Raw genomic sequence first — 26,956 nt, 5'->3', positions numbered from 1 at the left:
TGGTCCAGATGGCGGCGACGATGGTGGGTGCTGCGGCGATGCCCGCGATCGCAACCACGACCCAAAGCGCCTGACGGAAGTCGAGGATGCCAAAGAGCCAGGAAAGGAACACCCCGATCAGTGCGAGCGTGCCAATCACGATCCCCAAGGGACCGGTGATCGCATCGACAATGCCTTGAAGCAGGGTCTGTACCGGCGAGAGGTCGATGCTCTGCGCAAGCGCTGGACCCGCCAGCACGATAAGGGCCATCGCGCCGAGCGCGACGATCGAAGGTCTCGATGTCATGAAAGATCTCCTCTGAGCCGCTCAAACACGGCAGTCACACGGGCCACATGCCCTTGGGTTTCTCGAAAGGGGGGAATGCCGCCATGGCGGGTAACCGCATGGGGACCGGCATTGTACGCCGCAAGCGCCAGCGCGGGATCGCCGAACTGCTCAAGCATCATCAGCAGGTAACGCGCCGAGCCATCGAGATTCTGGGCGATGTCATGGGGATCAACGCCGAGATCGCGGGCAGTGTCGGGCATCAGCTGGCCAAGCCCGATGGCACCGACTGGGCTCAAGGCGCCGGGATTGTACGCGCTCTCGACCTCGATATTGGCGCGGTAGAACAGCGCCCAATCGCTGACCGACAGGCCTGCCTGACGCAGAGCGTCATGGCTGCCGTAGCGCAGCGCCGCGGTCTCGATGGCGTGGAGGATTTCTGGAGTGGCGCGGGCGGCGGATCGTGCCGGGATCGCTGTCTCGCTCGTTGCGTCAGGAACGCGAGGTTCTGCGAAGAGAAAAAGGCGCCCGTTTGCCTCTTGAGAAGAGGAAATCAATTGGCCGTCTGGACCAACCGAAAAGATGAAACCGTCGGCCAGGGCCGGGGGCGCGGAACAAACGCCTGTACCCAAAGCAACGACGAGCGCAGTCGCGCGGTCAGCTGCCTTTGACCGGAGGCGCGGCGTGGCGCTCGCGGCCACCTTCTTCAAGTGGGATGCTAGCGGTCGTACAGCCCATGTCGGCCAGGAAACTGACAAGGCCAACGATGGTTCTGAAGTCGCGGAGCTTGAGGACGCTTCGGCTGGTGACGAGCATCTTATCGTCACGCCCATCAGTGGCGACGGCGCGGATGACCCACGAGCCGTACCAGCTGTTATGGCGCTTCTCTGCTCTCTCCTTGCAGACCACCTCAATGAGGTAGCCCTCGGCGAGCAAGCCGCGCAGTCCGTCTTCTGTAACCACATTCGGGGCTTCTTCTATCATGGCCTTCCCTTGGGTCCTTGTTCTGCCTGGGTGCAGTATCAGGCCCACGGGGTCGCAACACCGTGAGCGATACAAAACAACATTAATGATAGCAAGACAATAATAACGTGTTGACGAAGTTCGCCTTGCTCCGATAACGGTGATAGCCGACAGAATGATAATCTTAAAGGCGGCAAAGGAGTTTTGCCCTGCGCTTGTTTATTGCGCGCAACGCACCGTTGCTGTTCGCGTTCCTGCTTGGAAGCATGCCGATAGCCGCGGCGGCAGATTGCGTACCTCCCGAACGACCGTTCTTGCCTCAGTCGCAAGAAGACATGCGTGCCCATGCCGATCTGTTGCGTTCTGATTTTGAGGGCTACATCGCCGACATCCAGGACTACTTCCGCTGTCTTGATGCCGAGCGCGCCCGCGCGTTTCAGGAGGCGCGCGAGGTCAGTGAAGACTATGGAAGACTAGTCGAGCTATTGGAATGAGGAAACGCATGGGCTTATCCGCCGTCGAGATCCTCGTAGTAGACGAGCGCGGGCATGTTGCGGCGCTGGTGCACGATGCGCAGGATGACTGCCGCGCCTTCCGCCACATCGAGACGCTTGTAGAAGATCACGTGACGCTGGCAGTTGACGGACCGCATCCCGGGGACGAAGAGACTCCTGTCCCGACCCCGGTCGGGATCCCCGGTGATCCGCTCGAAGGCGGTGACCAACTGGCGGTAATAGACGAGCCATTGGTCCCTCCCCCAGGTCTCGACTGTGTAGGCACGGATCTCTTCAAGGTCGGACGTGGCCCGACTGGAAAGCCGAATAGTCATGCGGGTCAGCGATCAAACGCATCCGGTTCGAAGGCTTGGGCATCGAACTCGGCGAAGTCTCCATTTTCGGCCAGGGTGGCTGCCATCTCGAGGTCGGCCTTTAGGGCGTAGAACTGCCGCGCGCCGTCCTTCTCCATCAGCATCCTCACGCCGGCGCGCACGACTTCGCTCAGATTGGCGTAAGCGCCGGACTCGATCTGCGCCTGCACATATTTCTGCATCGGTTCGGTCAGGTGGACGTTTGGCATCAGACTCTCCTATCCATGCTCAATCGTATCAGATACTGACATAAATCTTCAAGGTCATGTTCGGTCCCAACATAGGCTCGTTGCTCCACCCCGTCCTTCTGCGCCCGGATTCCCGCCGGGGAACCAGGCGAGACAGTTTTCCGTTCTGCCATTCCCGAGACCATGAGCGCTGCGACTCGCCGTGTGACGGGCTCATGCGGCCTGTTCTTCCATGACCGCTTTCGTGGCCGCATTGAAATGCCATATTTGTATTTGGTTACAGATATTTGAGTGAAAGTTAACATGAAAGAGGTCCGCAATTTTGGCCACTTTCAAGACGCCGAAGCAGCCAGAACCGACGTCAGTTCTTGGAAGCCATCAAGCTAGACAAGCGAACAATCGCACGCAACCATCAATCAAATCTCCTTGCTATCATTAATGTTGTTTCGTATCGCTGCACCATTATAGATGGAGTCGGCATCATGAAGCACGTGATCCACGGCGTGGCAACAGCCACGGCAATAAGCATATCCGGACTAATGGCCTCGTCAGCTCCGGCTCAGGCCTATCAGGTGGATTGTGCGATCCTCCTCTGCCTTGCGGGCGGTTGGCCTGCCTCTGCGCCCTGCGCGCATGCCAGAGCGGTCTTCATTCGGCGGATCACGCCATGGCCGATCGAGCCGCCCTTACAAATCTGGCGGTGCCCAATGGGTGTGTCGTTCAAAGACCCCAGTCCAATGTCGCCTATGGAACGCCTTTATGACATCACGTTCCGCGATCCGCCCGAACCGCAGGAATCGACTCCTATGCCCCTTGTCCGCGTCCAAGCGGATGAACAAGCCGACATCGACATCTCGGGCGACGCCTTTGATTTCGTGCGCAGCATACGGGTCTATCACATCCAGTATCGCCAGCACGAAAACCGAGATGGCGACTGCAATCGCAGCGACTCGACGCGATTGGGGTCCTACGGCGTGCAGGGCGACTACCGATGGACAAGATCCACCGTGGGCCAGGTGCCAGCCGCATCTGGCCTGAGCATCCCGAATGGATGTGGCAGCTACTTTTACCGTTCCGTCTTCGTCGACTGGCGTGATCACGCCGGGAACTATGGTTCTGAAGAAGTTCGCTACTGACAAAATCTGCGCGCGGTTTTTACCGCGCGCGTCCTGACAACCCCGCACGGAAGGCTGTGCAAAACCCCCGAAAAGGAGACGACGCCAGACCGTGAAGCCTGACGCCGTGCTAGAAAACTCCGTGAACAAGAGTTTCCTAGCGCACCGCTAAAACACCTGCAACCAGCAAAGTTGTTTTGCTGGCAAGAATGTTGTTGTCTCACGACATGGCGTCGGATCTCCAAGGAGACCTCGACCATGGAACCTACGACCGGCCTGATCCTGCGACGGATCACGCAGACAAATCTCTCTGTTGCAGCGCACAAGCTTGCCACCCTCATCCTCGATGCCATCGCCTGGAAGGATGGCTACAACGGTTTGTCGCGCGGAACGGCAGCCTTCACCCTCTCGGCCCTGGCGGAGAAGATGGGTGTCTCACGGCAGTATCTTGCGGTTCTTCTGAGCGAACTTGAGGCTTCGGAGTTGCAGCTCGAGCGGGCGAAGCCGAATGGCAAGTTCGCGCCCTGGATCTTTCGGTTTTCCGCTTTCGACGAGGAGAGTGAAACCCATGATCTCGTGTCAGGTGAAGGCGACACATCACTATCTAGAGATAATAAAAACAAAACTATCTTCTCAGGGCTGATCGATATCACCACGAGTTCGAACGTTTTTCAGACAAGTTGGGCGGAGCTCATCAAAGCAGCGAAGGCCACGTTGCCCTGCTGGAACATCGACACCCAGGTCATCTGGGATCGCTTCCTTGCCTTCAACCGGTCCCGAGGCAACGGCAGGGTGCCGGCCGGCTTCCTGCTTGGCTTCATGCGCCGATGGCGAAATTCGTGGGGAACTCCAACTCGTCCCGCGGTCAAGCCGCCCGCGAGACCAATAACGGATCCCAAAGAGCGCGAATTGCTGAGACAGATGCAAGCCGCACCAACTGCGAACCGCCAGTTCCACGCGTCCGACTTGTGTCGCTTGATCGGACACGCTGCCTACGAAGCGCGGGTACTCGATGTGATCCGCAAGTTTGGGTGCCAGAGGTTTTCAGCAACCTTGGCGGTGCACGGACGAGCGGTGCTGGAAGGGGAGATATCCCGGTAGCTTCGCTTGCTCGGACTTGGAGTCCATGAAAGCCCCGCTACAGATGTCAAGTTCCGATAGTGAAGTTTATGTCATATTGATATACGCTACGGGCGGGGAGCAGACTTTCGTTGCGCCACGCGCGCGCTTCTGCCGCGCGACCGCGTCCCATTTGAACTCATCGCTGAACTTGCGGCTCATCATGGCCTCCCGCCAAAAAAATAGCCAAGAAGGCGTCCACGATACACGGGGCTATTAAGGGCGCATGTTTGCGCATCCGACGAAGGCATCCCACCTCAAGAGCAAGGCGAGATTTGCCGGCGGCCTGTTTGCCGATGCGGGCCATGCCGAGCTCTCCACAGTTATCTTTTCGAACGCGTGTTCGATGGCCAAGCTCAACCGCGTGGCGGTATCGGGTCGGGGCGCACCGCGTGGACTGCGATACACGCGAATTGGCAACTTTTTTGACAGGACGCCGGGCGCTCTCAGGGGCATCCCTTTCTGCCTGGATGTGACCAGCGATGAATATCGCAACCTTTGGCCGATAGGGAGTGAGCCGTGGTCGGCTGAAATCGAGGTATTTCACAATCCGTTCGCGCATCACCCCTTGCCATTTGAACATCTGCCGGAGGCAACGCACTGGTTCGACCAGGACGGTGAGACCGTGCGTCGGAGTTTCTACGAGACCTCGGTCCTTTGGTCCCAGACACTGAGCCAGAGCGACACGGACTCACCGCCAACTCTGGAGCAACTGATGTCGAAGAGCCCAAAGGCGTGAAAGGCATCATGCCAAATGCACCTCAGGTGTTCGCTTTCGATCACCTGAGGATGTTTGTGACCCGAGGTACGCCGTGCGCACGACCACCTGGGCATGAGTTCCTGCCCCTTCACGCGCTTCAGATGATCCCCCGACCCAACGTACCCATCCGATCTGAGCTCTGCGCTCTGCGCTATCCGTCTCCCCGACAACCGGCTGCGCGCCCTTCTCCCATCTTTGCGATCGTGTTTCACTTCGGGATCATGAACACGGCGTTTCTCTTGATAGCGATGTATTCCGGGCGACCGATCATTCCCGCGGAGGATCTCGCCAGGGATTTTTCGGCCTGAGTACCGACAAGTTCATCCGCAAGTTCTCGGCTGGCTCCATCGCCCTTCCTCTTGTCCGCATGGAAGCGTCCCAGAAATGCGCCAAAGGCGTCCATATCGATGATCTGGCCGAGTGCCTGGACAAGAGGCAGGCTGCAGCCGTCAAGGAATGCCTGCAATTGCAGGGTCTTGGGCAAGCGTGTTCCCCTCTGAAATTCGCCGAAGGCCAGCCTGCTGCCCATGGCACGAAGCGACCACCCTCCTCACCTCGCCCGACAGCACGGATTGAACTCTGTCAGAAAACTGCGTATATTCCTGACAGGAGAACGATCATGCAGCGTCTTGCCGAACAGATATTGACCCATGCAGAGGGACTTCCGGAAGGAGCGCCACTTGCCGCAAAGGGGTTGCTGCACCTCGGCAGCCGTGCCGGTGTGGATCAGGCCTTGTCGCGCCTTGCCGAGCGCGGCCTGTTGATCCGTGCTGGGCGCGGCGTTTACCTGCGACCGATCAAAAGCCGGTTTGGAACGCGCGCCCCGTCCGTGGAACAGGCCGTCGAGGCCCTCGCGGCGCAACGCGGCGAAGTCATCGTTCCAACCGGCGCCGCCGAAGCGAATGCGCTCGGGTTGACAACGCAAATGCCTGTTCGCTCCATGTATCTGACCTCGGGTCGCAGCCGCACGCTCTGCTTGGGCAAACAACTCGTCGAACTGCGCCACGCCCCCCGATGGCAGCTTGCCCTCGGGAAGAGGCCGGCTGGCAGTGCTGTTCGCGCCCTGGCCTGGCTCGGGCCGGAACAGGCAGAGACAGCTCTTAGATCGCTGAAGCAAAAACTGCCCGCAGCGGCGTTTGACGAATTGGTAACCGCCGCACCACAGTTCCCGACCTGGCTTGCACGCAGTGTCGGAAAGGCGGCGCATGTCTGAGCCCTTCCTGTCATTGTCGTCTGCAGACCGCAAGGAAGCCCTGGCCGTCGCAGCAGATCGCTCCGGGCGGCCCGCGCACCTGCTCGAAAAGGATGTCTGGGTTGTCTGGGCCCTTCAGACCCTCTTCAGTTCCGAGCTTGGTGAGCACCTCGTTTTCAAGGGCGGAACATCCCTTTCCAAAGCCTATGGGGTGATCCAGCGCTTCTCTGAAGATGTCGATCTGACCTATGACATACGGGCAATCGCACCTGATCTGGTGGGAGAACGCGCCGAAGCCCTGCCAACCACGCGCAGCGAGGAAAAGCGCTGGTCGAAAGCTGTCCGGGATCGATTGCCGAAATGGGTCGTCGAGACGACGCAGCCCTTGGTCCAGGACGCCATTGCAGCGCAAGGGCTATCGGCCTCGACACGGGCAGATGGCGACAAGTTATTCATCGATTACGAGGCCGCCTCTTCTGGCTCCGGTTACGTCGCCCCCAGCGTCATGCTGGAATTCGGCGCAAGGTCGACGGGCGAACCGGCGAGCCTGCGTGACATCTCCTGCGACGCGAACGGGCTGATCGAGGGCGTGACCTTTCCGACCGCGACACCGCGCGTGATGCATGCCGAACGAACCTTTTGGGAGAAGGCCACGGCGATCCATGTCTTTTGCGTACAGGGTCGGCTCCGCGGGGAGCGCTTCGCGCGCCATTGGCATGACCTGGTACGCCTCGACGATGCAGGCATCGCGGATGTGGCTATTTCCGACCGAGACCTCGCCTCAGCAGTCGCGCGGCACAAGCGTATGTTCTTCCCGGAGAAGACGGCCGGCGGAACACCCGTGGACTATGAAGCCGCGGCTCATGGCAATCTGCAACTGGTCCCAAACGGAGAGGCTCGCACCGCGCTCGCGGCCGACTACGTGCACATGGTCGACGACGGCCTATTGCTTGAAGACGCTGAGCGTTTCGACGACCTCATCGAACGTTGCGCATCCATTGCCGAGCGCGCAAAGCTCGCAGAAAACAATCAGCACATCCGCACCTGAGCAGGTGAGCAGGTGAGCATACAGACTTCACGCCAGATAGCGGAAATCCGATGATCTTGGCAATGTCACGTCTTGACGCAATGCCAAGGGTCGTTTTGACTTCAAATCTGTATTTCATCCTGCATCCGAGGCGCGCGTGCGACGAACGTCAAAGACCGAATTTCTCAGAGGGTTAGGCGAATATAATCCCGGCGCACATGGGCCTTCGGGAACATCCTCAGAGCGGCAAAGACTAAAAGAAAAAATCGCCGCATATGATGCTCAACGCGGCGGCGTTTGGAACTACGAAGATCTCTATCATATCCTGACTATGATCCTGAAAGGATACCCCGTAGATAAAGCGCGCGACACGATTGCGGCCTTGGATGGGCCTGGGGAAGCCGCTGCAAAATTAGGAATCTTTGACGGAATCTGCGGATATATTCCAATTGGTAAAGCAAATTTCATCGAACGTGAGCGACGGGCTATCGCCTTCGGAAAACATGAAGTCGACATTTCACCTGACTTTAGCTTCAAGGCAAATCAGGAAATTTTCGAAGTCTTCATTTGTCCCTATAAGTCACCTCCACTCAAGCAGCAACAGAGGCATGCGATCGTTAACGCCATTGCCGCGACCGAGAGGAAAGTCCCGCATTTCTTAATTTTGGCAGAGTACCCAGAACTGTCCGGGATACGAAAATTCAGAGCAGAAACCTTTGATGTTCGTTACAGAGTTACTGAAGAGGGCTTCATAAAACACATGGAAACCTTCTATGATCTCCTCGACGAACGATCCAAAACAGGAGATTTATTCGGAGGATAGTGCATGGGCGACGATCGTGTCTGCCGCACTTGCGATCCCCCACCGCATGACCCGCCGCCTCAGAACTTTAGCTGAAAAGTTGTTGACGCACCCCAGTCACTTCATGAAGCAACAGGCCACTATCGCATAATTTCGATGGAGGATGGCATGGTGGCCCGCAGGAAGAAACGTGCCACAGAAACTTCACTATCGAGCAACCTCTCGCGCCCAGAGTCCAATGAAATTTCCCTTACTGTTCAATACGCAAGCGCCAGGCTCACGTGATCTATGTCAGGGGTTCGATCTTGATTAAAATTCTTCACACTGCTGACGTCCATTTGGACTCTCCCCTCAGGTCACTGACCTTGCGCAACTCGGACCTTCGCGACGCGGTTGCAGCAGCCTCCCGGTCCGCTTTCCGCGGACTGGTCGATTTCGCCATCTCCGAACAGCTCTCCGCAGTCCTGATTTCCGGCGATCTGTTCGATGGAAAAGAGCGCAGCGCAAGAACGGGCGCCTTCCTGATGGCCGAGCTTGATCGCCTTGGCGATGCGGGGATCAAAGTTTTCTACATCAAAGGCAATCATGATGCCGAGAACCCGATCACCGGAGCGCTTGATCTGCCTGCCCAAGTTCACGCTTTCGATGCACGCGGCGGCATGGTGCCGCTGACAGACGACATCGTGATCCACGGTGTCAGCTTCGCGGACCGTCACGCGCCCGACAGCCTTCTGCCGCGGTTCAAACCGCCGGTTCCGGGCGTGGTGAATATTGCCATGCTGCACAGCTCGCTTGGCGGTGCGGCGGGTCATGATATCTATGCCCCCTGCAGCCTCGCCGATCTGGCCGGCATGGGGTTCGATTATTGGGCGCTCGGCCATATCCACAAACGGCAGGTCCATTCGGCCGCACCCTGGATTGTCATGCCCGGCACCCCGCAGGGGCGAGATATAGGCGAGTCCGGCCCAAAATCCGCGACGCTGCTGACCATCGATCAGGGCCAGATCGATATTAGCGAAGTACCCAGTTCGGTCGTGGAATTCGCCCAAAGCGAACTGGATGTGACAGAGACGGAGAGCGACGAGGCTCTGCGCGGGCTGCTGAAGTCCCACCTGAGTGCGATGCGCAACCAGATCGCGGCGCCGATCGGCGTTATCCGACTGATCTTGACCGGAACGCCGAAGCGCCATTGGCAAATCCTACGGGATCGCGATGTCTGGATCGAACAGGTGAACGAGCTTGCCCAGGCCACCGGGGATCTCTGGATCGACAAACTCCTGTTCGACCTGCCGCCGCCGGACGCAACCGAAGGCGCAAGCGGCGCCGCCGACGAACTGGCGACGATCATGGCAACGATCCGCGGCGAGCCCGGCTTTGCCGCCCTCGCCCGCGACGAGGTCGAGACCGTCCTGCAAGAACTGCCCGTTACCCTGCGCGACCGCTTGCTGCCGGATGAGGCCGCGCGCGATGCGATGGTGGATAAATTGACCAAGGCCGGCGCCGACGTCGTCCTGGCCCAGATGAAGGGGGCCGGACACTGATGCGGCTCCAGCGCCTCTCCCTTGATCGTTTCGGCCATTTCACCGACCGGCACTTCGACTTTGGCTCGGCCTCCGATGGCCATGATTTCCACATCATCTATGGCCCGAACGAAGCCGGAAAAACCACCACGATGGAAGCCGTCCTACGGCTATTCTACGGCTTCCCGCTGCGCGAGGGCTATGCGTTCAAGCATCCGCGCAATAACCTCCAAGTCTCGGCCAGGCTGGACATCGACGGTGTCTTGCGTGATTTCACGCGACTACCGACGCGCAGCGGATCGCTGGTCGACGCGACCGGCACCCCGCTGCCCGAGGCTGCCCTCTCCGCCCATCTCGCGGGATTGTCCGAAGAGGATTACCGCCGCCTGCTCTGCCTTGACGACGAGACAATCGAACGCGGCGGCGAAGAGATCGCAAATGCCGAAGGGGATATCGGGCGCCTGCTCTTTTCCGCTGCAGCGGGCGTGGCCGACCTGAGCACCGTTCTGGATCACGTCCGCGAGCGGGCCGACGCGCTATGGAAGAAACGCGGACGCACCACCCACATGGCCGAATTGAAACGCGCCTTGGCCGACGTTGAAAAAGAGATCAAAGACCGCGACGTGACCGCCAGCGCCTGGAAGGCCCTCAAGAAAGATTTGCGCAAGGCACAAGAGGCCGAGCGGGAGGCGCGCAAGACGCGGGATGCGCTGAATCTGACGAAGGCGCGCATGGAGGCGCAGCGGCGTGCCCTGCCCCTGATGGGCGAGATCCGGGACCTGGAACAGGCAATTGCCTCTTTCGCGAGTTATCCCGATCATCTGGATTTCGATCCGGAACGGCTGATCGAGCTAAACAGAGACCGTGGGCTGGCCACACAGAATATCGCACGCCTGACCGAGGAGATCGCGAACCTCAGGGAAAGTCGCGACGCCGTCGCCTTGGATCCGAAGCGTCTTGAGCTTTCGACCGCGCTGGCAGCGCTGGAGGATCTCGCCGCGCGGGATCGAACCGCACAGCTCGACCTTGACAGGCGCGAGGACGAACGGCGGGCCGCGGAGGCATCGATGAAGCAGGCTGCATGGGATCTTGGGGTCACCTCGCCGGACGTCGATCTGCAAGGGCTGGTCCTGTCGGGCGCCGATATTGCGTCTCTGGAGAGCGCCAGGGAAGCTTTGCGCGAGGCGATTTCCCAAGAAAAGATCGAGGCGCGCGAAACCGCCGAATTGAAAGAGCGGGTGATCGCCGCGACCGAAGCCATGCAGGATGGCGCGCCCGCGGATGAGGAACGCCCACAGGTAGCAGATATTCTGCTTCGCTTCGATGCGGAGACCCTCGCCCCTGCCTACGCCGCAGCGCAACAGGCGATCGCGGATATGAAGATCAAGGCGCGGCGCTCCCTGGCTGCGCTCTCATTCGCAGGCGTCACTTTCGATCACCTACCCGCCTGCCCGACCTCCCGTCACCAGGCAACCAACTGGGCCGAGCGCCATCAGGACTTGCTTCACGACCTGCGCACGACAACGGCAAAGCGCGACGAGCATCTGGAGGATGCGGAGGCCCGCGGGGCTCAGGCCAAATCACTGGCCCGGGACGCGAAGCTCATCTCGGATGCCGATGCCGAGGATCTGCGCGCGCGGCGCGATGCACGCTGGGCGGAGCATCTTGCCGCCTTGGACAGACAGACCGCCGCCGACTTCCACGAGGCAATGCAAGGGCATGATATCGCTGCCGAAGCGCGATTGGCGCAGTCCCGCGAACTGGCACAGCTCCGCGAAATCGGCCAGGCCGAAGCCCAGGCCCGCGCCCGTGCGGCTCAGACCGACAAACGCCTGGAAACCCTTCGTGAAGAACGCACCAATATCGAGGCCTCGGTCAGCGCGGCGGCGGCTCAGGTTGGCCTTCCAGACAGCATCACGCCTGCGGAATGGTTGGACTGGCGGCGAAGTCACGAGGCGGCCAGCGAAGATGCCCAGGCCCTGCGCGATACCGAAGAGACCAATCAATCCACCCTCCAACGCGCCGACGCCCTACTGGCCGAGCTGGCCCGGACCCTGCCCTTTCCCCCGACAGATCTGACCGGCGCCCTGGCGGCGGCCCGGCGTCAGGCCGAGGACGACCGCAAGCAAACCGACGCCCATACAACGGCCGAGGCAACCCTGCGACAGGCGCAGCGGGATCTTGCCCGGCGCGAAGAGCGTTACGCAAAAGCGTTTAAGGCAAGGGAAGATACGAAGAAGACCTGGCGCGCACTGGTCCACGACCTCCTCGGAGTGGCATTGCCCCCCGAACGGCTGGAGGCATCGCTGGAGCCCCTGCGCGCTTTGCGCGAACACGAAAACACACGGGCCGCAGCCGGGCGCCGGATCACAACCATGCAGGCGGACCAAAAGCAGTTCACCCAGGAGATCGACAGCCTGGCACGCGCCCATGGGCAGGAGCCTCACGCAACGGCGGCAAAGACATTCGCCGCCCTCAAAACCCTGGCGGAAAAAGCGCGCTCGGCCACTGAGACGGGCCGAAAACTCGACACCGCGATCGAGACGGCCGAGGCCGATCTTGTCGAACACAAGGATCGACAAAACGCCATCGACCAAGAGGTCGCGACCATCGCCATGCTTTTCCCCGATACGACCTCCCCGGGCGATATCGGCGCCCTGCGCGAGGCCGCAATTCGCACGCAGAAAGCAATCGACAACCGCGCCGCGCTGGCGAAAATCACCCGCCAGGTCCTGGCCGAACTGGGCACGACCGACATCGAGACAGCCCGCGCCCAGCTTGCAGAGACCTCAGTTGCCGCATTGGAGGGCGAACTCGACAGCAACCGATCCGATCTTGCCCATGCCGAGGAAGAGCTGACCCTCGCCATTCAAAACCGCACAGCCGCCGAATATGCCCTAGCCGAGGTGAAGGGAGACGACACGGTTGCGGAATTGGTCGAGCAGAAAGCGACGCTGGAACTGCAGCTCGAAGAGGCTGCCTTGGAGCATCTCGAACTTTCCCTGGGCCATCACCTCGCCTCCGACGCCATCCGGCGCTATCGCGACAGCCATCGCAGCGGCATGTTGACGGCCACGGAAGACTGCTTCGCCAGTCTCACGCAAGGCGCCTATCCGACGCTGAGTACCCAGATCGACAAGGAGTCCGAGATTTTGCTCGCCGTCGATGGCAATGGGGTCAGCAAGCGTGCGGCCGAAATGTCCAAGGGCACGCGCTTTCAGCTATACTTAGCTCTGCGGGCAGCGGCCCACGAACAACTTGTCGCGCAGGGCACGAGGCTTCCGTTCTTTTGCGACGACATCTTCGAAACCTTCGACGAGGCGCGCACCAGCGCCGCCTGCCGCGTCATGGAAGCCATCGGCGCGCGCGGCCAAGCGATCTACCTGACCCACCACCGCCACGTGGTCGAGATCGCAAAGAGCGTTTGCGTAACGCCTCCGGTCATTCATGAACTTTAAGACATCGCGCCGAGGAGAGTTGATTTGAGTACTTGGAATGCTCGCCGAGAGGCCTGGAACCCGCAGAAGGAAGACGCCCGGAATATCGGGGATGTCGACTATGGCCGGGTGATCCATTCGGCATCATTCAGAAGATTGCAGGGCAAGACCCAGATCCTGAATCTCGGCGACAGTGACTTCTATCACACGCGCTTGACGCATTCCTTGGAAGTTGCTCAGATCGCGGGAGGGCTCGCAGTCCAGCTCGCGCGCAGTTTCCCCGATCACTCGGCAACGGCAAGTATCCCGGACCGCAGCCAAATCCATGCGATCGCCTGCTCCCACGACCTGGGCCACCCACCATTCGGCCATGGCGGTGAAGTCGCACTGAACTACTGCATGCGCGATGCGGAAGGGTTCGAGGGCAACGGCCAGACCCTGCGTCTCCTGGCACGGCTCGAAAACTTCTCTGCCGCTGCGGGGGCCAACCTGTCACGTCGTTCCATGCTTGGCGTCTTGAAATACCCTGTTGCACTCTCAAGGTTGCGCAACCCCGAATTGCGCCCGCGGTTGCAGGCGGGCCCTTCGGTTCTGCAAACCATCGACTTGAAAGCCTCGACTCCGCCAAAGGGATATCTCGACAGCGAAACCGACGTCGTCGACTGGATTCTCGAGCCGCTCGGCAATGCCGATCGGGATGCCTTCACGTCGATCAAAAAGCGCGAAGGCAAGCATGCCCGCACTCTCCACAAGTCTCTCGATTGCAGCATCATGGATCTCGCGGACGATATCGCCTACGGGGTCCATGATTTGGAGGATGCCATTGCACTTCGGCTCGTCACAGAGCGCCAGTTCCGCGACCTCGTTCCCGAGGAATCCTGCAAGATCTTTGTCGAAGAAAGGCGGCTGAAGGGCCCCACCGAGAGCAACGCCCCATACGAGGCCATGGTCGACGGGCTGTTTGGCGACAGCAACACGCGCAAGCGCTGGATCAGCCGGTGGGTCAATCATCTGATTACACCCGTCCGTTTCATCGAATGTCCCGAATTCCAAGACCCCTTGCTCCGCTGGCGCGTCGAGATTCCAGAAGGTCAGGCCCGCTTCCTCAAGGCCCTAAAAGAGCTCGTAATGCAGGTGGTTATTCGCAGTCCGGGCGTGCAACATCTCGAATTCAAGGGGCAATCCATGGTTGTCTCGGTCTTTGAAGCCATGCAATCAGATCCAGAACGTTTGCTCCCGCGCGATGCGCAAGCGAAATTCGACGCAGCAGATGGCGACCTCCGGCACATCAGCGATTTCGTGGCCGGTATGACAGACACCTATCTGCTCAAGACCTATGAAAGGCTGTTCGAGCCGAGGATGGGCTCAGTGTTCGACAAGCTTTAGTGAGCACTGTCCCTAGGGCGATGCTCAACCGCTCTAGCGGCCGCGTCGAAGTTCAAGCGCGATGGCCTGCTTAAAAGCGCGAGGCCCGCGGGGAGCTACACAAGTTGCCGGGACATCATCTGGGTATCTCCCGCGACAGGCGCCGGGAACCACTCTCCCAGGCCTCAACCCGTCGCCGTGAAACCGGTCAAACTGGTACCCTTTCTGGCAAACGATGCTTAGTTGTTGGACTCCCACGCCTGTAATTCATCGGTGTTGACCTGCGCTCGAAAATGGCAGATGTTGATCTCGGCCTTTCTCGCAGGCCGGTGTGCCCGCCATGCGAAGCTTTGCAGCGACCTTGACTTCGAACAGCAGACTTCATGCCATCGGCGGGTCTGATTAGCAGCGGGCACCTAGTCGGATCCAGCTTGGACATGGATCATGACAGAGAACGACAAGCTTAAAACATTGAAGCTCTTGGCAAAGCGTTGCGCCAGAGCGATGGGGCAACCGCAACATGTGGCACTCGACTTTGTTGCCAATCGTTTGGGCTTTCCTCATTGGAACGCATTGACAGGAAGCGCCAATAGAGAGTGGACCCCATCCGAAGCACAAGTCGCCTCAATCAAGGCGTTTGTGGAACGCATTACTTCCTACGAAGGCGCGGCCTTTGACCATGTATTCGGAGGGCCCAATGCAATTACTCGGGGAGATGTAAGGGGGCATCCATACGAGTTGAAGACAATGCTCGGCGACGTTTATATGGAAGGTGAGGGCTGGCGAATAGTGCTGCCAGAAAACCCCTCGGCGGCCCCTAATGTCGAGATCGACATCAGCCACGCCCAGAACAGCCCGATAAATGATCGAGTGCTGCTTGCAGAGGCGATCGGAATTGCCAAGGAGTTGATGAAGAGCGTCAAGGCACGACGATTTTCTGATTGGCCACGGCGCGCCACAAAACCGGATGCAGAGGGAACGGTCCGCCATCCGTTCTTGGAGATGGAGAAATCAAACCTCTGGTACTGCCTTCACTGCGACGCAGAGATCACCGGTCCACAGATCGCTGGAAACCAATGGCACTGCCCCGGCTGCGGCGCTTCACCGATCAACATCTTTCCAGAAGCCTTCTGGCTGGTACGGAACGATGAAAAGCCAGCGCCAGTCCAATCCCGCGCCGAAGAGCAAGAGATTGAACCCATCGTGTCAGTTGTTGATCCGCGGCCTAGGCTTGATCTCAACAAGAACCAGGTGACCCATCTGATCCGATCAGCCCTGTTCGAGGATGCCGCGAGTGCCAGCGAGCGAATGGGAGCGAGTCTGGCCGAGATCTGGGTTGATGACGATCTCGAGGTGATTGTTTCCCTCGAGGATCACTACTGGCCCGAGGACAAAGAGCCGACCGCTGCGATCAAAGTGGCCGCACTGCTTGGGATCGAAATTGAGTTGGAAGTTACTTGGTCGGATCCGTTGTTCGCATGGCCAGGTTTGGGCACTATGACCCGGAGCACGGCCGAATATACGCGCATGATGCTTGATGCCTACCGCATTAAAGGCATCGTGGAAGAAAGGGGTGGAAACCGATAGCTCCTTAGCCTGCGCGGCTTCGACAACCAACTCGGCGGGCACCGGCAGGCGCGAAACGCCTTCAGTCTGGCGGGTTTCTCCGCTGGGTCTGAGGGGAGACCCGTTCCTCAGAACTGGATCTCATCATCGCGGTCGACCAACTCGGGATGTTCGCTCTCGGCCGAGGCTGTGTGGAAACTCGATCGAACATTGCCTGCCCCGGAACGATATTCTTGGACAGGCGCACCTGTGTAAGTTTGTTCCAATGCGGGCCGCCACAGGCAGGCCAGCAAGGGAACCATTCTTCACGAATTCGGGAAATAAGAGCTTCCATGCAGCCTCGGCCCTCAAGAGACATTCGAGCCAGGAGCAACGGATGACCGGTCTCAGCCCCGCTCAAGACATTCGTGTTAAGCGCTGCATGCGACCGAGCGCTGACACCGAGGGCGGGGAATTGCCTTTCGCGGTAGCACCGACCAACGACCGTTTTGGGGTCGTCTTCTGTCTGTTCGCTTGGCGGTCCCCCGATTGAGATGGCCGTCATTCCCGACATCTGATCACCAGAGCCAGTCGCTTACATCAGTGACCATGGATTTCCGCTCCCTGGCCAACCTGCTGAGGCGCACTTTCAGACATGCCGCTGGAAATCGGATCGTGTTGCGACCATGATGTCATCAATCTCCGATATGCGAGCGTAGAAAAAAAGGAATGATCGAAAATGAGTATTTCTATGGCGAACAAGGGCAGACGTGACGTCCGCGCCGCGGATCTCCACAGGGGGTAATGATGACCGATCGGAGCGCGGTTTCCACGATTACTGGCTATTTCTATCAGTTCGACCGCTCTATACTCAGCATCCTCGCGCTAACCGGAGATAATGACTCTGTGGCGATCGAATGCATCGAGGACATTGACGTCCAAACGGCCACGGAAACAACCGCCGTCCAGTGTAAATATTATGAGAAATCCGAGTACAACCATTCTGTTATCAAGCCCGCGATCCTTTTCATGCTCGAACACTACAAATCGGGCCTCACCGCCGGTCGGCCAGAGATCCAGTATCAGCTTAGCGGGCATTTTGCGTCTGGGCAGAACAAGCTCGCGCTCCCTTTCGATATCGGATTCCTCAAGTCGAATTTTCTCACCACTACATCGAAGGGGAAAACGATCAGAAAGCATGAAGAGCTGGGTGTCAGTGACGCCGAGCTTGAAGGCTTCTTGAAACTTCTATCCATCGACGTGAACGCGGCGAAATTCGACGATCAGTTTCGGAGTATCATCGAGAGTCTGGCAGAAGAATTTGAGTGCTCGCCGTTCGTGGCTGAGTTCTTTTATTATAACAGCGCCCTGCGGGTTATCAAAGAACTGGCCACCGAATCGGAGGAGGCTCGGCGGGTCATAACAAGAAAAGCCTTTGTAAAGCGAATAGACACATCATCGTATCTCTTTGATGAGTGGTTTATCGCTAAGCTCGGTATGGATAAATACTATCTTGAGTTGCGCAAAGAGTTCTTCGCAAGTGGCGTCAACGTCTCCCCTGTGGAACGGCTTTTCATCATCCATCTGGCTGGTAGAAGCTATAGCCGAAGCACGGTTAAAATGCTTCTGAAGACCATATCCCGGAAATATTCCAAGCTGTCCAAGCGCGACGCGAAGCCCTTCTCGCCTTACGTTCTGCTCGTCGGTATCGGCGAAAGCGAACTTGTCGGTCTAAAACAGGAGCTACACAACGAAGACGTTCTCTTCGTCGATGGCTACGATTTCAAGGGGGCCCAGTTCGACGCCGGGTCTATCTCCCGCCGCGCGTCCGTTGCCGGCCCGGCACTGAGGCTATTCTGCAATCTAACAGAGGCGCGGCAGACCTTTCTGTCATTCCGTCGCTCACGCGAGATATACGAATTCTATAGCAGTGAGCCGGTTGAAGACTTTGGTGATGTCGCCATCAACCATACCCGGTTCCAGGTTCCAAAATACGAAGATATCAATAAGATAATTTAGGAGATGACATGAGTGATGTAAAAGCGGAAGTAGTCGCGGTCTTTCCAAACAAGGTCAAGATTGTTGTCGATGACCTCGAGAATTTCAAAATCGCTGAAGAGTCTCTCCGCGTCGGATCTTACTTGAAGATCGCCGACAATGAGAACGCGGTTCTGGTCGCTATCATTGAGAATTTTCAGATTCAGGCGCGCGATGACGGCAGCCAAGACTACGTGATCGAGGCCTTCCCGCTCGGCGTTCTGCGCGATCAGAAGTTTGAGCGCGGGGGCGACGCCCTCGCCATCCCACCAAAGACAGTTCACCGGCGACGATCGACGATATCCGACTGATTTATGGAAGTTCGCTAGCCGTGAAGGATCGCTTCTGCTTTTCGAACCTCGCGACGACATGAGGTCGAGGTTCCTGTCGACGGATAATCTCACAGCATATCGCAGTGGTCGGTTCTACGGGCTCTGGCAAGTCGCACACGTCGCGAGATCATTCAGAAGGCGGTTGGCGCCAAGGGCGACTATACGCTCAACAACTCTCACGTGATCATATTCGATATCCATTCGGAATATCGTGCGGCTTTTCCGGAGGCGAACTTCATCGACAGCACCAGCTTGGTTCTCCCCTACTGGATGCTGAGCGGCGAGGAGTTGGAAGAGTTCTTTCTCGATACCGAGGCGAATGACCACAATCAGCGCAACGTGTTCAAGGATGCCGTGATCCAAAGCCGTAAGGCTGAGTTTACGGGAAATGACGACGAAAGGAACCGGATCCATCTGGACACCCCGCTCCCGTTCGACATTCGCTACGTTTTGGATCATGCCAACCTTCTCAACACCGAGATGGTCGACACCGGCGAGGTGTATGCTGCTAGTAACAAGGCGAAGGCCGGACAACCGAAACTCACGCAGGGTAGCCTTCATGGGCGGCTGACCAACTTTGTGAATCGTCTCGAGAACAAGATTAATGATCGGCGCCTCGACTTCTTCCTTGGCGAGAATTCTAAATCGATCTCTTTTGAGGAAACGCTCCGATCCATTCTCGGCTATAGCGCTGACAAGCATAACAACGTTACGGTCATCGATCTGAGCGGCGTCCCGTTCGAGGTCCTGAGCATCACGGTCTCCCTGATTTCGCGGCTGATTTTCGAGCATGGCTATTTCTATAAGCGGCTGCGTTGTGCCGCCAATCCGAAGGAAGAGATCAACAACGATGCACCGATCCTCCTTGTTTACGAGGAGGCGCACAAATACGTGCCGACTAGCGAACTTTCAAAGTTCCGAGCGTCGAAAATGTCGATCGAGCGCATTGCCAAGGAGGGTCGTAAATATGGTGTCACCCTGCTCCTAGCGAGTCAGAGGCCCTCAGAGATTTCGGAGACGATCTTTTCACAATGCAACAATTTCATCGCAATGCGCCTGACCAATCCGGTCGACCAAGGCTACGTTCGCAAGTTGCTGCCAGACTCGCTGGGAACGCTTATCGACAAGATGCCCGGGTTTAAGCAGGGCGAAGCGCTGCTCGTCGGAGAGGCTGTCGCCCTACCGTCTGTAGTCCAAATCGAGAAATGCACGGTGGCTCCAGCATCGACTGATATTCCTTACTGGGACCTCTGGCAGCAAGAGTGGAAGGATCTTGCGATCGACAAGATCCGCGACGAGTGGTTGCGCCGCTAGTCAGGCGATGGGGAGCAGCCGGAAAGTCATTGTCGACCGTTCTGCGAACTATTTTGCAGCTTGGCCAGTGATGTTGGAACGCGCCTGACATCGGCCTTAGGCGACAGGTCTTAGGAGAAGAGCACCGGACGCTAGAAGGACTGAGATTGGGCGCAAAGCGGACGTTGCTCATGAGGAGATCAATCGGCGGTTAGGTCCGGGACTGTCGGTCGCTGTGGCAGCGGAGCCGCCCGAACTGCATATCCGCTTCAGCACCAGAGCCGCCGTTCGTTCAGGTCGCAGCGAACGGCAGCTGTCCGCCCTTTGCGTCAAATCCTTGGGGCAGATAGGGCCTTACTAGTGAAGACAGCAGATTTGGGGCGGACGTAGCGTTCAATTTAAGGATCCTTTTCGAACAATAGCTGCGACCACATCCGGAAGCGCCCGCACCGACAACCTTGAGGATTCCGCGTCCAGAACTAGAAGCGCGCTAGACAGATATGGATGAAACTTCTCCGACATCAGGTTTCCTGCTCCCGCGAACAAATCGACAGGTTCGCCGGATCGAATATCGGCCAGGAGTGCTCGAAGATCAGGTGTTTCATCGCCGACCTCCACCAGCAGAAACCCGTCATGCTGCTCGACTGAAAATCCCTCACTTCTAAGTGCGAGCGCCAGGGTTGACGTCTTAACCGTCCCCACTCGCGTTGCGATGATCGATGTACGCTCGCTGAGAGCCTGGATATTTGTGGCTCGAAACCCAAGTTGGTCATAATGTGCACGCGCTTCGTCTAGCATCTTTAGAGAAACCGCGTCCATGTATGCCGGTTGGGTGCCTCCTTCGAGCACTGCGAACATTCGATCAATCACCTTGTCATGAATGTCACCAGGATCACCGCCAAAGACAGGAGGCACGCCCGCCTTCGCGGGTTTGACCACGATCACCTTCTCGCGGTCATGGATTTCCTGAACCACCCACCGCCGCCCAGAGAAAATCAGAAGCATCCCTGGGGCAAGAACATTGTCAATCGGCAGGGTGCCAAGATCCCTCCCGTCTGCGACCAAGCGGAATTCCTCAGGCGTCTGAAACACTGCGTAGAAGCTGTAGTGTTCGACCAGCTTTTCGCCTGCAGGTCCCAAGAGTAGCAGTCCGCTTCCGGACTGTTCGATCAAACCGGTTTCGGTATGACCGATCGAACGCAACACATCCGCGAAAACTTCGGTTGTGACCTTGCGGAAGGGGCCCTCGCGACACAGGGTTCTGTAGACCACACTGGCAGAAGCACCTCCGCGTTGTGCAATGACAGACAGTATCTGATGGACGAGCGTCGAAAGATGAAGCGCCTGCGGTCTTGGCGGTTCGCACCACCCCTCAAGAAACAGGTCTATCATCGCGATAGACCGGATCAAACCAAGGCGAAGACGATCAACGAAGCTGCTTACTGGCGTCAACTGAGTCTCGACGGCATACTGCCGCAAGACGGCTGGTTGTCCCTCGCGTCGGCCGGACCGGCCGAGACGTTGTCGCAACGCGGCGACGCTGAATGGCGCGCCGATTTGGGCCACGCAGGTCACATCACCGATGTCGATTCCAAGCTCGAGCGTCGACGTGCAGACGGCAGTTGTCGGCTTTGCGGCGTCCTTTAAGCGGCGTTCCACGAAGTCTCGGTGTTCGCGGGAGAGGCTAGCGTGGTGAGGATAGAATTCCTGCGGCAGATGTTCCCTCTCGCAGAGTTCCCGCAGCCGATCTGCATAGATCTCGACTCGTTGCCTCGCCCCAGCGAAGACGAGGTTGTCGCTGCCTCGAAGGTGCTTGAACAGATGGGCTGCGATGGCATCCGTTGCGGATGGGCTGTTTTCATCCTCATCGCCTGATACGTAGCCGCGAAGCTGGAGCCTCAATTCAGCCTCGCCGCCATCTGCTTCTATGAGCTGGACAGCGTTTGCAGCGTCAGGGCGAAGATAGGCCTTGGCGAGGTCCATGTCGCCCAGCGTAGCTGACAGACCTATCCGACGGAGTGGGCGCTTTATCGTGAGCTCGAGCCTTGTGAGCAACGAACGGAGCTGGACACCGCGTTCGCTATCTAGAACCGTGTGCAACTCATCGATAACGACCGCGCGCGTGGCCCCAAACAGGCGGCTAATTTCCAAACCGCGACGAATGAACAGTGCCTCAAGGGACTCTGGAGTTATCAGCAGGATCCCTTTTGGAGATTTCAGCGCGCGCGTCTTGATCGATTGAGAAACATCCCCGTGCCATGGAACAACCGGCAGCTCTGCTTCCTGGCAGATGCCCTCCAGCCGCATGGCCTGGTCCGTGATCAAGGCTTTCAGCGGACCGATATAAAGCAGGTCGAAGCCGATGCCGCCGAACGGCTCGTCAAGCACCTGTGAAATCAACGGCAGGAACGCCGCCTCGGTCTTTCCGCCCGCCGTGGAAGCCGCAACGATCAAATCGGCATCGGTCTCGCAGATCGTCCGGATGGATCGCGCCTGGATGTCGCGAAGCTCGCGCCATCCTTGCTGGCGTATCCATTTCTGCACAGGCCTCGCCAGCTTGTCGAACGCATTGCTCATCGGCGTCAGAGCTTGAAGCTGATCAGGTCATCATCACCGGGGTCTTGGGTACCAGTCGACGCGTCGACCTCGGTCATGTCTTCGCCGCGGTCTTCGTATACCTCGATCTTTTCGATTAGGTCGCTCCACTCGACACCGGGGTTTTGCTCGAGCACGGAAAGCAGGTTCACGAAGGCCGTCACCGTATTGCGCGGGGTGCGGAAGTAAGCTTCACCGATCCGGTCCGAGCAATGCGCCATGAAGGCCTCGAGCGCATCGTCTGGCAGAGCACCGGCGTCGTCCTGCATGATCCGCCGGACATTGGCCAGAAGAACGAAGAGGTCCTCAGGGGTCAGGCTGGCCAGCCGGACAACAGGTCCTGAAAGGTCAACCAACCCGTCTCGCGCGAAGGTGTTCTCGGCCAAACGCGACTGGAGGGCCTCGTAGCTGTAAAGCCCTCGACGGGTGTTCATCAGGAATTCCGGTGTGCCGCCCATGAGAAATCCGAGGTTCTCGGCACTGCCCTGCAGCACATCATTCAGGATACGGAGGATCTGTTCGTAGTTTGCATTGCGAGCCTGCGACGAGGTCAGCTTGTAGAGGTTCACCATCTCGTCGAGGCCGACGAGCAAGCCTTTGTAACCGGTTTCACACACGAATGCCGACATCAGCTTCAGATGGTCATAGACACTGGCATCGTCGATGATCGTTCGCACTCCAAGCGCCTTGCGCGCGTCGGTGCGTGTGGCGAATTCACCACGCAGCCATCTCAAGGCAGCGGATTTCAACTCGTCGTCGCCGGTCTCATGGCCTTCCCAATATCGCCGGATCACCTCTGCGAATTCAAACCCCCCGGTGAGCTCTTCGAAGTGACCAAGGCGTTCACGAATGACAGACCCCGTGGGCGCATCGCGTTCCTCAGCATCGCGGTGTGCTTGGCTGACGAAACGCTCCACCACGCTGGCCAAGGCCCCGCCATCTGGCTTTGTCCGTGTCGACAGGTTTCGGGCCATCTCTGCATAGAGGCCTCGAGCTTGACCACCGGTCGCGTGAATGCGCCGGTCGGGCGCCAGGTCCGCGAACATCACCACCAGACCCTTTTCAAGCGCGACAAGACGGATCAGATTCATGAAGAACGTCTTTCCCGATCCGTATTCTCCGATGATGAACCGGATCGCCGATCCGCCATCGGATATCCGGTCCATGTCCTTGACGAGCTCTTCAATCTCGCGGACGCGGCCGACTTGGATGTGACGCAGGCCGAGCTTGGGCACGACCCCTGCCCGAAGCGCCTGCACGATTGCATCGCGTTCACGTGGTTTCAACTTCGACATCCCTGCCCTCCGCACTCATCTTTTCTTTTACCGCCTCCGCAATCTCAGGAGACACGTCATATTGTTGATTTCCACCCAGAACTGACCCGGGAGTGGAGTGAACCCCATGGACTGGACCACGGGGGCTGAAGATCTGATACGCTGGACGGGCCTTGCATGGAGAAAGCCCCATGACGTCCCGAGGTCCTTACCGTCGACATTCGACACCGTTCAAATTGCAGCTTTGCCAAGACATAAGGGCGGGCATCATCGGACGCCGCGATGCGCAGCGCAGCCATGACCTCTCTGCCAACCTCATTCAGCTTTGGCTGACGCAGTTCGACCGGGGAGAGCTGACAAATGAAGAAGCCGAGGCCAGCGTAATCGCCGAGTACGAGGTCCGCATCGCCGCACTGGAGCGCAAGGTTGGCCAGCTCACGATGGAGCTGGACCTTGCCAAAAAAACACCGCGGATGCCGACCGTCAACGGCAGCGAGAGATCATCCGTGATCAGCGGCCCCGCGCCTGCTCCATCCGGCGGGGGTGCAAAGCCATGAACCTGCCGCGCAGCACCTACTACTATCGCGCGGTTGCCAAACCCGAAGGGCTGTCGGATGCCGAGCTGACGTCGATCATCGAAGACATCCAGGATGAACTGCCCTGTTATGGCTACCGGCGTGTGACACACGAACTGAAGCGTCACGGATTGATCATAAATCACAAGAGGGTAGCCCGCGTCATGCGGCTGGCCGGACTTGGTATAAAGCCCCGCAGGCGCTTTGTGCGGACAACCGACAGCCAGCACGACTCGCCTATCTTTCCGAACCTCTACCGCAACGCCATCCCGGATCGGCCTGACCGGATATGGGTCGCGGACTTCACCTACATCCGGGTAGCGACCGGCTTCTGCTTCCTCGCGGCTATCCTCGATGCCTGCAGCCGCAAGGTCGTCGGATATGCTCTGTCACAACGCCTCGACACGCCTCTGGCGCTGGCGGCGTTGCGCGCGGCGGTGGCAAACAGGGCTCCTCCGGCGGGCTGCATCCACCATACGGACCGCGGCAGCCAATACGCATCTCAGACCTACCGCGATGCCCTTGCAGATGCAGGCCTCCAAGGCTCCATGAGCGGCGTCGGGAACCCCTATCACAACGCGCAGGCAGAAAGCTTCATGAAGACGCTGAAGGTCGAAGAGGTCTATCGGGCCGGATACGAGACCTTCACCGATGTCGCCGCCCGCTTGCCCCGGTACATCGAGCAGGTCTACAACGCAAAACGACTGCACTCAGCACTCGGGTACCGTTCCCCCGAGGAATTCGAAACCCAACTCGCCCGCGAGGCGGCTTAGGTCGGAGACCCTCCGTGGTCCAGTCCATGGGGTTCACTCCACTCCCGGGTCAGTTCTGGGTGGAAATCAACAGCGCGATAGAATGGGTGGCGGTCATAGCCGGTCTCCTCAGCGGTGTGGTTCTGCAAAACCACTGTTGAGACCTGAGACCGGTTATGGCCACACGCTGCGCTATTTGAGGCCTGCGCGCGTGGCCATAACTTAAAAACAGCGATTCTTCCTGGCGTGCTACGGGCCAGAGTTCATCGCCAAGGCGGTGTGCGACTGGATCGACGCGGTGGGCGCGAAGACGGCATTCATTGAGCCCGGCAGCCCATGGGAGAACGGCTACTGCGAGAGCTTCAACTCGAAGCTCCGTGACGAGCTGCTCAATGGCGAGATCTTCTACTCCCTGGCGGAGGCTCGCGCCGTGATCGAGGCATGGCGGGTCCACTACAATACGGTCAGGCCTCACTCATCGCTCGGATATCGGCCGCCGGCGCCGGAGGCTGTCCACTGGCCGTCTCGCCGGCGGGGATCAGCCCCGCCGCAGGCATCCGCATTGGCACGGATACCTGTCATGCACTAAGATTGATACCGGACCACCCGATAGGGGCAGGCCACGTGGAACGGGGACGTGCGTCGGTCTCACGCGGTCAACTTGCGTGTATATCCGGTCAGCATTGCCAACTTGCCGTGTCCAGCGGTGGAGTTTAGGCGGTCGTTGTGAAGAAACCAGCTAAGATGCTCTGCCTGAGAAGTTACAGATTCCCGCGCGAAGTCGTCGCTTTCGCCGTGTGGATCTACCACTGGTTCGCGCAGAGCGCTGCTGATGTCGTGGAGCTGCTCGCCGGGCGAGGCATAATCGTGCGCCGGGAGACCGTTCGGGAATGGGTGAACCGGTTCGGTCGTCATGTCTCACATTGCACTAAGCGTGACCGGGCGGCTACAGCAGGTAAATGGCACCTCGATGAAGCTAATTTGCCAATCAACGGTGCTAATTTGTGGTTGTGTTGGTTTTCTGAGTCTCGTTGATAATAACAGCGATCAAATCAAGGATTTGATCGCTGTTCTGTTCGAGCATCATCATGTGCCCATTTCCGGTGATATCATGTTCGGGTAAGTATACAAAGCGACTGATCATCCCTTGTTCCGTCAGGAAGTCGCCGATAGCGGAGTCCGCAGCGGGGGGATGATCGGGGTCGCTGTCACCGGTGACAATCAAAACCCGGGTCCCGGCCAGTGCATTTGGGGTCAACATCCGCAATTGCTGGCCTTTGAAGTTGATACGCTCCAGAAAAAGTTGCCGTGGGACTGCCTGCAGTCCGGCAAGGTAGCTGTCGGTGTGTTGACGAGGAAACTGCGTGCTTGAGCCGATGAGTTTGGCGCGGGCTGCCTCATGGCTGAGCACAACCGGCCCGTTCGGATGTACATCAAGTGGAACGCCAGAAAATTCCATGGTCAATCGATCCGGGCCTTGAGATATCAGTTTGGCGACTGGCTGGATGTTGCCAGGCGGGCCAGGCGCGATCGCGATCAAACGGCTGAGCCGGCCGGCCAGCAATTCGGCAATCCGCCAGCCAATGGCGCCGCCCATTGAATGGGTCCAGAGGATGATTTCGCCCTTGAGAGTTTTTACCGCCGCGGCGATCTGGTCGGCAACGAGCTGTCCCGTCAACTTTTCGGGCGGGACATAGCCGCTGCGGCCGCACCCCGGCCAATCGACGCATATGACGCGATCACCGGTGCGAGCGAGCCGTATAGCCCAACCTTCCCGGTTATCCGGCGTCCGCAACCAGCAGGCGCCAGTGTGCATGCCGCCGTGTACCATGACGTGCGTTCTTGCGAAATCGGTGTCAGCGGGGGCAATGATGTCGGCGTAAACGCCATCCAGCCCAAGGGGGCCGGATGTTTTGGACAGGCATGCGTCCT

25 protein-coding genes and 2 pseudogenes are annotated in these 26,956 nt (G+C 58.6%); 18 read left to right on the top strand and 9 right to left on the bottom strand.

All coding sequences use genetic code 11. From position 1 onward, the window contains the following. From RB2654_RS22165 to RB2654_RS22155, 3 genes are all read right to left on the bottom strand, one after another. On the bottom strand, positions 1-286 hold a 286-nt coding region (locus RB2654_RS22165; protein WP_008336091.1), incomplete at its 3' end, for a TrbC/VirB2 family protein. Next, the gene (locus RB2654_RS22160) at positions 283-966 is read right to left on the bottom strand and encodes a lytic transglycosylase domain-containing protein (RefSeq protein WP_040885982.1); all 684 of its coding nucleotides are present in this window, start codon (positions 964-966) and stop codon (positions 283-285) included. The genes RB2654_RS22165 and RB2654_RS22160, both read right to left, overlap by 4 nt. Next, positions 923-1,249, bottom strand: coding sequence for a hypothetical protein (locus tag RB2654_RS22155; protein ID WP_040885981.1), 327 nt, complete (start codon positions 1,247-1,249; stop codon positions 923-925). The genes RB2654_RS22160 and RB2654_RS22155 overlap by 44 nt, the downstream gene beginning before the upstream one ends. A gap of 245 nt (positions 1,250-1,494) precedes the next feature. On the opposite strand from RB2654_RS22155, the gene RB2654_RS22150 reads away from it, so the two are divergent. After that, the gene (locus RB2654_RS22150) at positions 1,495-1,722 is read left to right on the top strand and encodes a hypothetical protein (RefSeq protein ID WP_040885992.1); all 228 of its coding nucleotides are present in this window, start codon (positions 1,495-1,497) and stop codon (positions 1,720-1,722) included. Positions 1,723-1,736: 14 nt separating this feature from the next. Here the strand turns inward: RB2654_RS22150 and RB2654_RS22145 are convergent, their stop codons facing one another. Together RB2654_RS22145 and RB2654_RS22140 are read right to left on the bottom strand one after the other, a co-directional pair. Further along, a complete protein-coding gene (locus RB2654_RS22145; protein ID WP_008336095.1) occupies positions 1,737-2,057 on the bottom strand; it encodes a type II toxin-antitoxin system RelE/ParE family toxin in 321 nt (106 codons plus the stop codon). Positions 2,058-2,062: 5 nt separating this feature from the next. Then, positions 2,063-2,305: a type II toxin-antitoxin system ParD family antitoxin gene (locus RB2654_RS22140; RefSeq protein WP_008336111.1), complete on the bottom strand. Its 243-nt coding sequence runs from the start codon at positions 2,303-2,305 to the stop codon at positions 2,063-2,065. Positions 2,306-2,823: 518 nt separating this feature from the next. Here RB2654_RS22140 and RB2654_RS22135 point away from each other — a divergent pair. The 14 genes and pseudogenes from RB2654_RS22135 (at position 2,824) to RB2654_RS22075 (ending at position 19,849) form a co-directional block, all read left to right on the top strand. Beyond that, complete coding sequence (locus tag RB2654_RS22135) at positions 2,824-3,420, top strand: hypothetical protein (RefSeq protein ID WP_102017048.1); 597 nt, start codon at positions 2,824-2,826, stop codon at positions 3,418-3,420. 237 nt (positions 3,421-3,657) lie between these two features. Beyond that, complete coding sequence (locus tag RB2654_RS22130) at positions 3,658-4,500, top strand: hypothetical protein (RefSeq protein WP_008336115.1); 843 nt, start codon at positions 3,658-3,660, stop codon at positions 4,498-4,500. Between the two features lie 244 nt (positions 4,501-4,744). Beyond that, positions 4,745-5,257 carry a hypothetical protein gene (locus tag RB2654_RS22125; RefSeq protein ID WP_008336116.1) on the top strand — a complete coding sequence of 171 codons (513 nt, stop codon included), beginning with the start codon at positions 4,745-4,747 and terminating at the stop codon, positions 5,255-5,257. Between the two features lie 160 nt (positions 5,258-5,417). Next, positions 5,418-5,666: pseudogene (locus RB2654_RS24115) on the top strand (pyocin activator PrtN family protein); the annotation flags it as partial. Positions 5,667-5,897: 231 nt separating this feature from the next. After that, positions 5,898-6,491, top strand: a complete 594-nt coding sequence (locus RB2654_RS22115) for a DUF6088 family protein (protein ID WP_008336120.1) — start codon at positions 5,898-5,900, stop codon at positions 6,489-6,491. Further along, the gene (locus RB2654_RS22110) at positions 6,484-7,518 is read left to right on the top strand and encodes a nucleotidyl transferase AbiEii/AbiGii toxin family protein (protein WP_008336122.1); all 1,035 of its coding nucleotides are present in this window, start codon (positions 6,484-6,486) and stop codon (positions 7,516-7,518) included. The genes RB2654_RS22115 and RB2654_RS22110 overlap by 8 nt, the downstream gene beginning before the upstream one ends. A gap of 136 nt (positions 7,519-7,654) precedes the next feature. Then, on the top strand, positions 7,655-8,320 hold the full coding sequence (locus RB2654_RS23555) for a hypothetical protein (protein ID WP_148912648.1): 666 nt from the start codon (positions 7,655-7,657) through the stop codon (positions 8,318-8,320). A gap of 284 nt (positions 8,321-8,604) precedes the next feature. Next, positions 8,605-9,840 carry a metallophosphoesterase family protein gene (locus tag RB2654_RS22100; protein WP_083783504.1) on the top strand — a complete coding sequence of 412 codons (1,236 nt, stop codon included), beginning with the start codon at positions 8,605-8,607 and terminating at the stop codon, positions 9,838-9,840. Next, positions 9,840-13,277 carry an ATP-binding protein gene (locus RB2654_RS22095; protein WP_008336126.1) on the top strand — a complete coding sequence of 1,146 codons (3,438 nt, stop codon included), beginning with the start codon at positions 9,840-9,842 and terminating at the stop codon, positions 13,275-13,277. The genes RB2654_RS22100 and RB2654_RS22095 overlap by 1 nt, the downstream gene beginning before the upstream one ends. Before the next feature lie 24 nt (positions 13,278-13,301). Continuing rightward, positions 13,302-14,642, top strand: coding sequence for an anti-phage deoxyguanosine triphosphatase (locus RB2654_RS22090; protein ID WP_040885979.1), 1,341 nt, complete (start codon positions 13,302-13,304; stop codon positions 14,640-14,642). A gap of 423 nt (positions 14,643-15,065) precedes the next feature. Then, positions 15,066-16,208, top strand: coding sequence for a hypothetical protein (locus RB2654_RS22085; protein WP_246146627.1), 1,143 nt, complete (start codon positions 15,066-15,068; stop codon positions 16,206-16,208). 765 nt (positions 16,209-16,973) lie between these two features. Further along, on the top strand, positions 16,974-18,185 hold the full coding sequence (locus RB2654_RS22080; RefSeq protein WP_040885990.1) for a DUF4297 family anti-phage-associated protein: 1,212 nt from the start codon (positions 16,974-16,976) through the stop codon (positions 18,183-18,185). A gap of 8 nt (positions 18,186-18,193) precedes the next feature. Further along, complete coding sequence (locus tag RB2654_RS23815; RefSeq protein ID WP_202795891.1) at positions 18,194-18,514, top strand: hypothetical protein; 321 nt, start codon at positions 18,194-18,196, stop codon at positions 18,512-18,514. Positions 18,515-18,637: 123 nt separating this feature from the next. Beyond that, complete coding sequence (locus RB2654_RS22075) at positions 18,638-19,849, top strand: ATP-binding protein (RefSeq protein ID WP_367682856.1); 1,212 nt, start codon at positions 18,638-18,640, stop codon at positions 19,847-19,849. A 372-nt stretch (positions 19,850-20,221) separates the two neighbouring features. Here the strand turns inward: RB2654_RS22075 and RB2654_RS22070 are convergent, their stop codons facing one another. Beyond that, positions 20,222-22,405 carry a DEAD/DEAH box helicase gene (locus RB2654_RS22070; RefSeq protein WP_008336138.1) on the bottom strand — a complete coding sequence of 728 codons (2,184 nt, stop codon included), beginning with the start codon at positions 22,403-22,405 and terminating at the stop codon, positions 20,222-20,224. A 5-nt stretch (positions 22,406-22,410) separates the two neighbouring features. After that, positions 22,411-23,682, bottom strand: a complete 1,272-nt coding sequence (locus tag RB2654_RS22065) for an ATP-binding protein (protein WP_246146629.1) — start codon at positions 23,680-23,682, stop codon at positions 22,411-22,413. 206 nt (positions 23,683-23,888) lie between these two features. On the opposite strand from RB2654_RS22065, the gene RB2654_RS22060 reads away from it, so the two are divergent. The 3 genes and pseudogenes from RB2654_RS22060 to RB2654_RS23150 form a co-directional block, all read left to right on the top strand. After that, positions 23,889-24,254, top strand: a complete 366-nt coding sequence (locus RB2654_RS22060) for a transposase (RefSeq protein ID WP_040885978.1) — start codon at positions 23,889-23,891, stop codon at positions 24,252-24,254. Beyond that, a complete protein-coding gene (locus tag RB2654_RS22055; RefSeq protein ID WP_148912651.1) occupies positions 24,197-25,045 on the top strand; it encodes an IS3 family transposase in 849 nt (282 codons plus the stop codon). The genes RB2654_RS22060 and RB2654_RS22055 overlap by 58 nt, the downstream gene beginning before the upstream one ends. Positions 25,046-25,277: 232 nt before the next feature. Next, positions 25,278-25,613: pseudogene (locus tag RB2654_RS23150) on the top strand (integrase core domain-containing protein); the annotation flags it as partial. Between the two features lie 59 nt (positions 25,614-25,672). Here RB2654_RS23150 and RB2654_RS23550 read toward each other — a convergent pair. Then, a complete protein-coding gene (locus RB2654_RS23550) occupies positions 25,673-25,939 on the bottom strand; it encodes a hypothetical protein (protein ID WP_148912652.1) in 267 nt (88 codons plus the stop codon). Between the two features lie 82 nt (positions 25,940-26,021). After that, positions 26,022-26,956 (bottom strand): alpha/beta fold hydrolase (locus RB2654_RS22050; RefSeq protein ID WP_008336147.1); only part of this gene is annotated, 935 nt, incomplete at its 5' end.

The sequence above is a fragment of the Maritimibacter alkaliphilus HTCC2654 genome, assembly GCF_000152805.1.
GTDB classification, from domain to species: domain Bacteria; phylum Pseudomonadota; class Alphaproteobacteria; order Rhodobacterales; family Rhodobacteraceae; genus Maritimibacter; species Maritimibacter alkaliphilus.
Note: the sequence above shows the minus strand (reverse complement) of the source record. Positions and strands in the feature narration are given on the sequence as shown.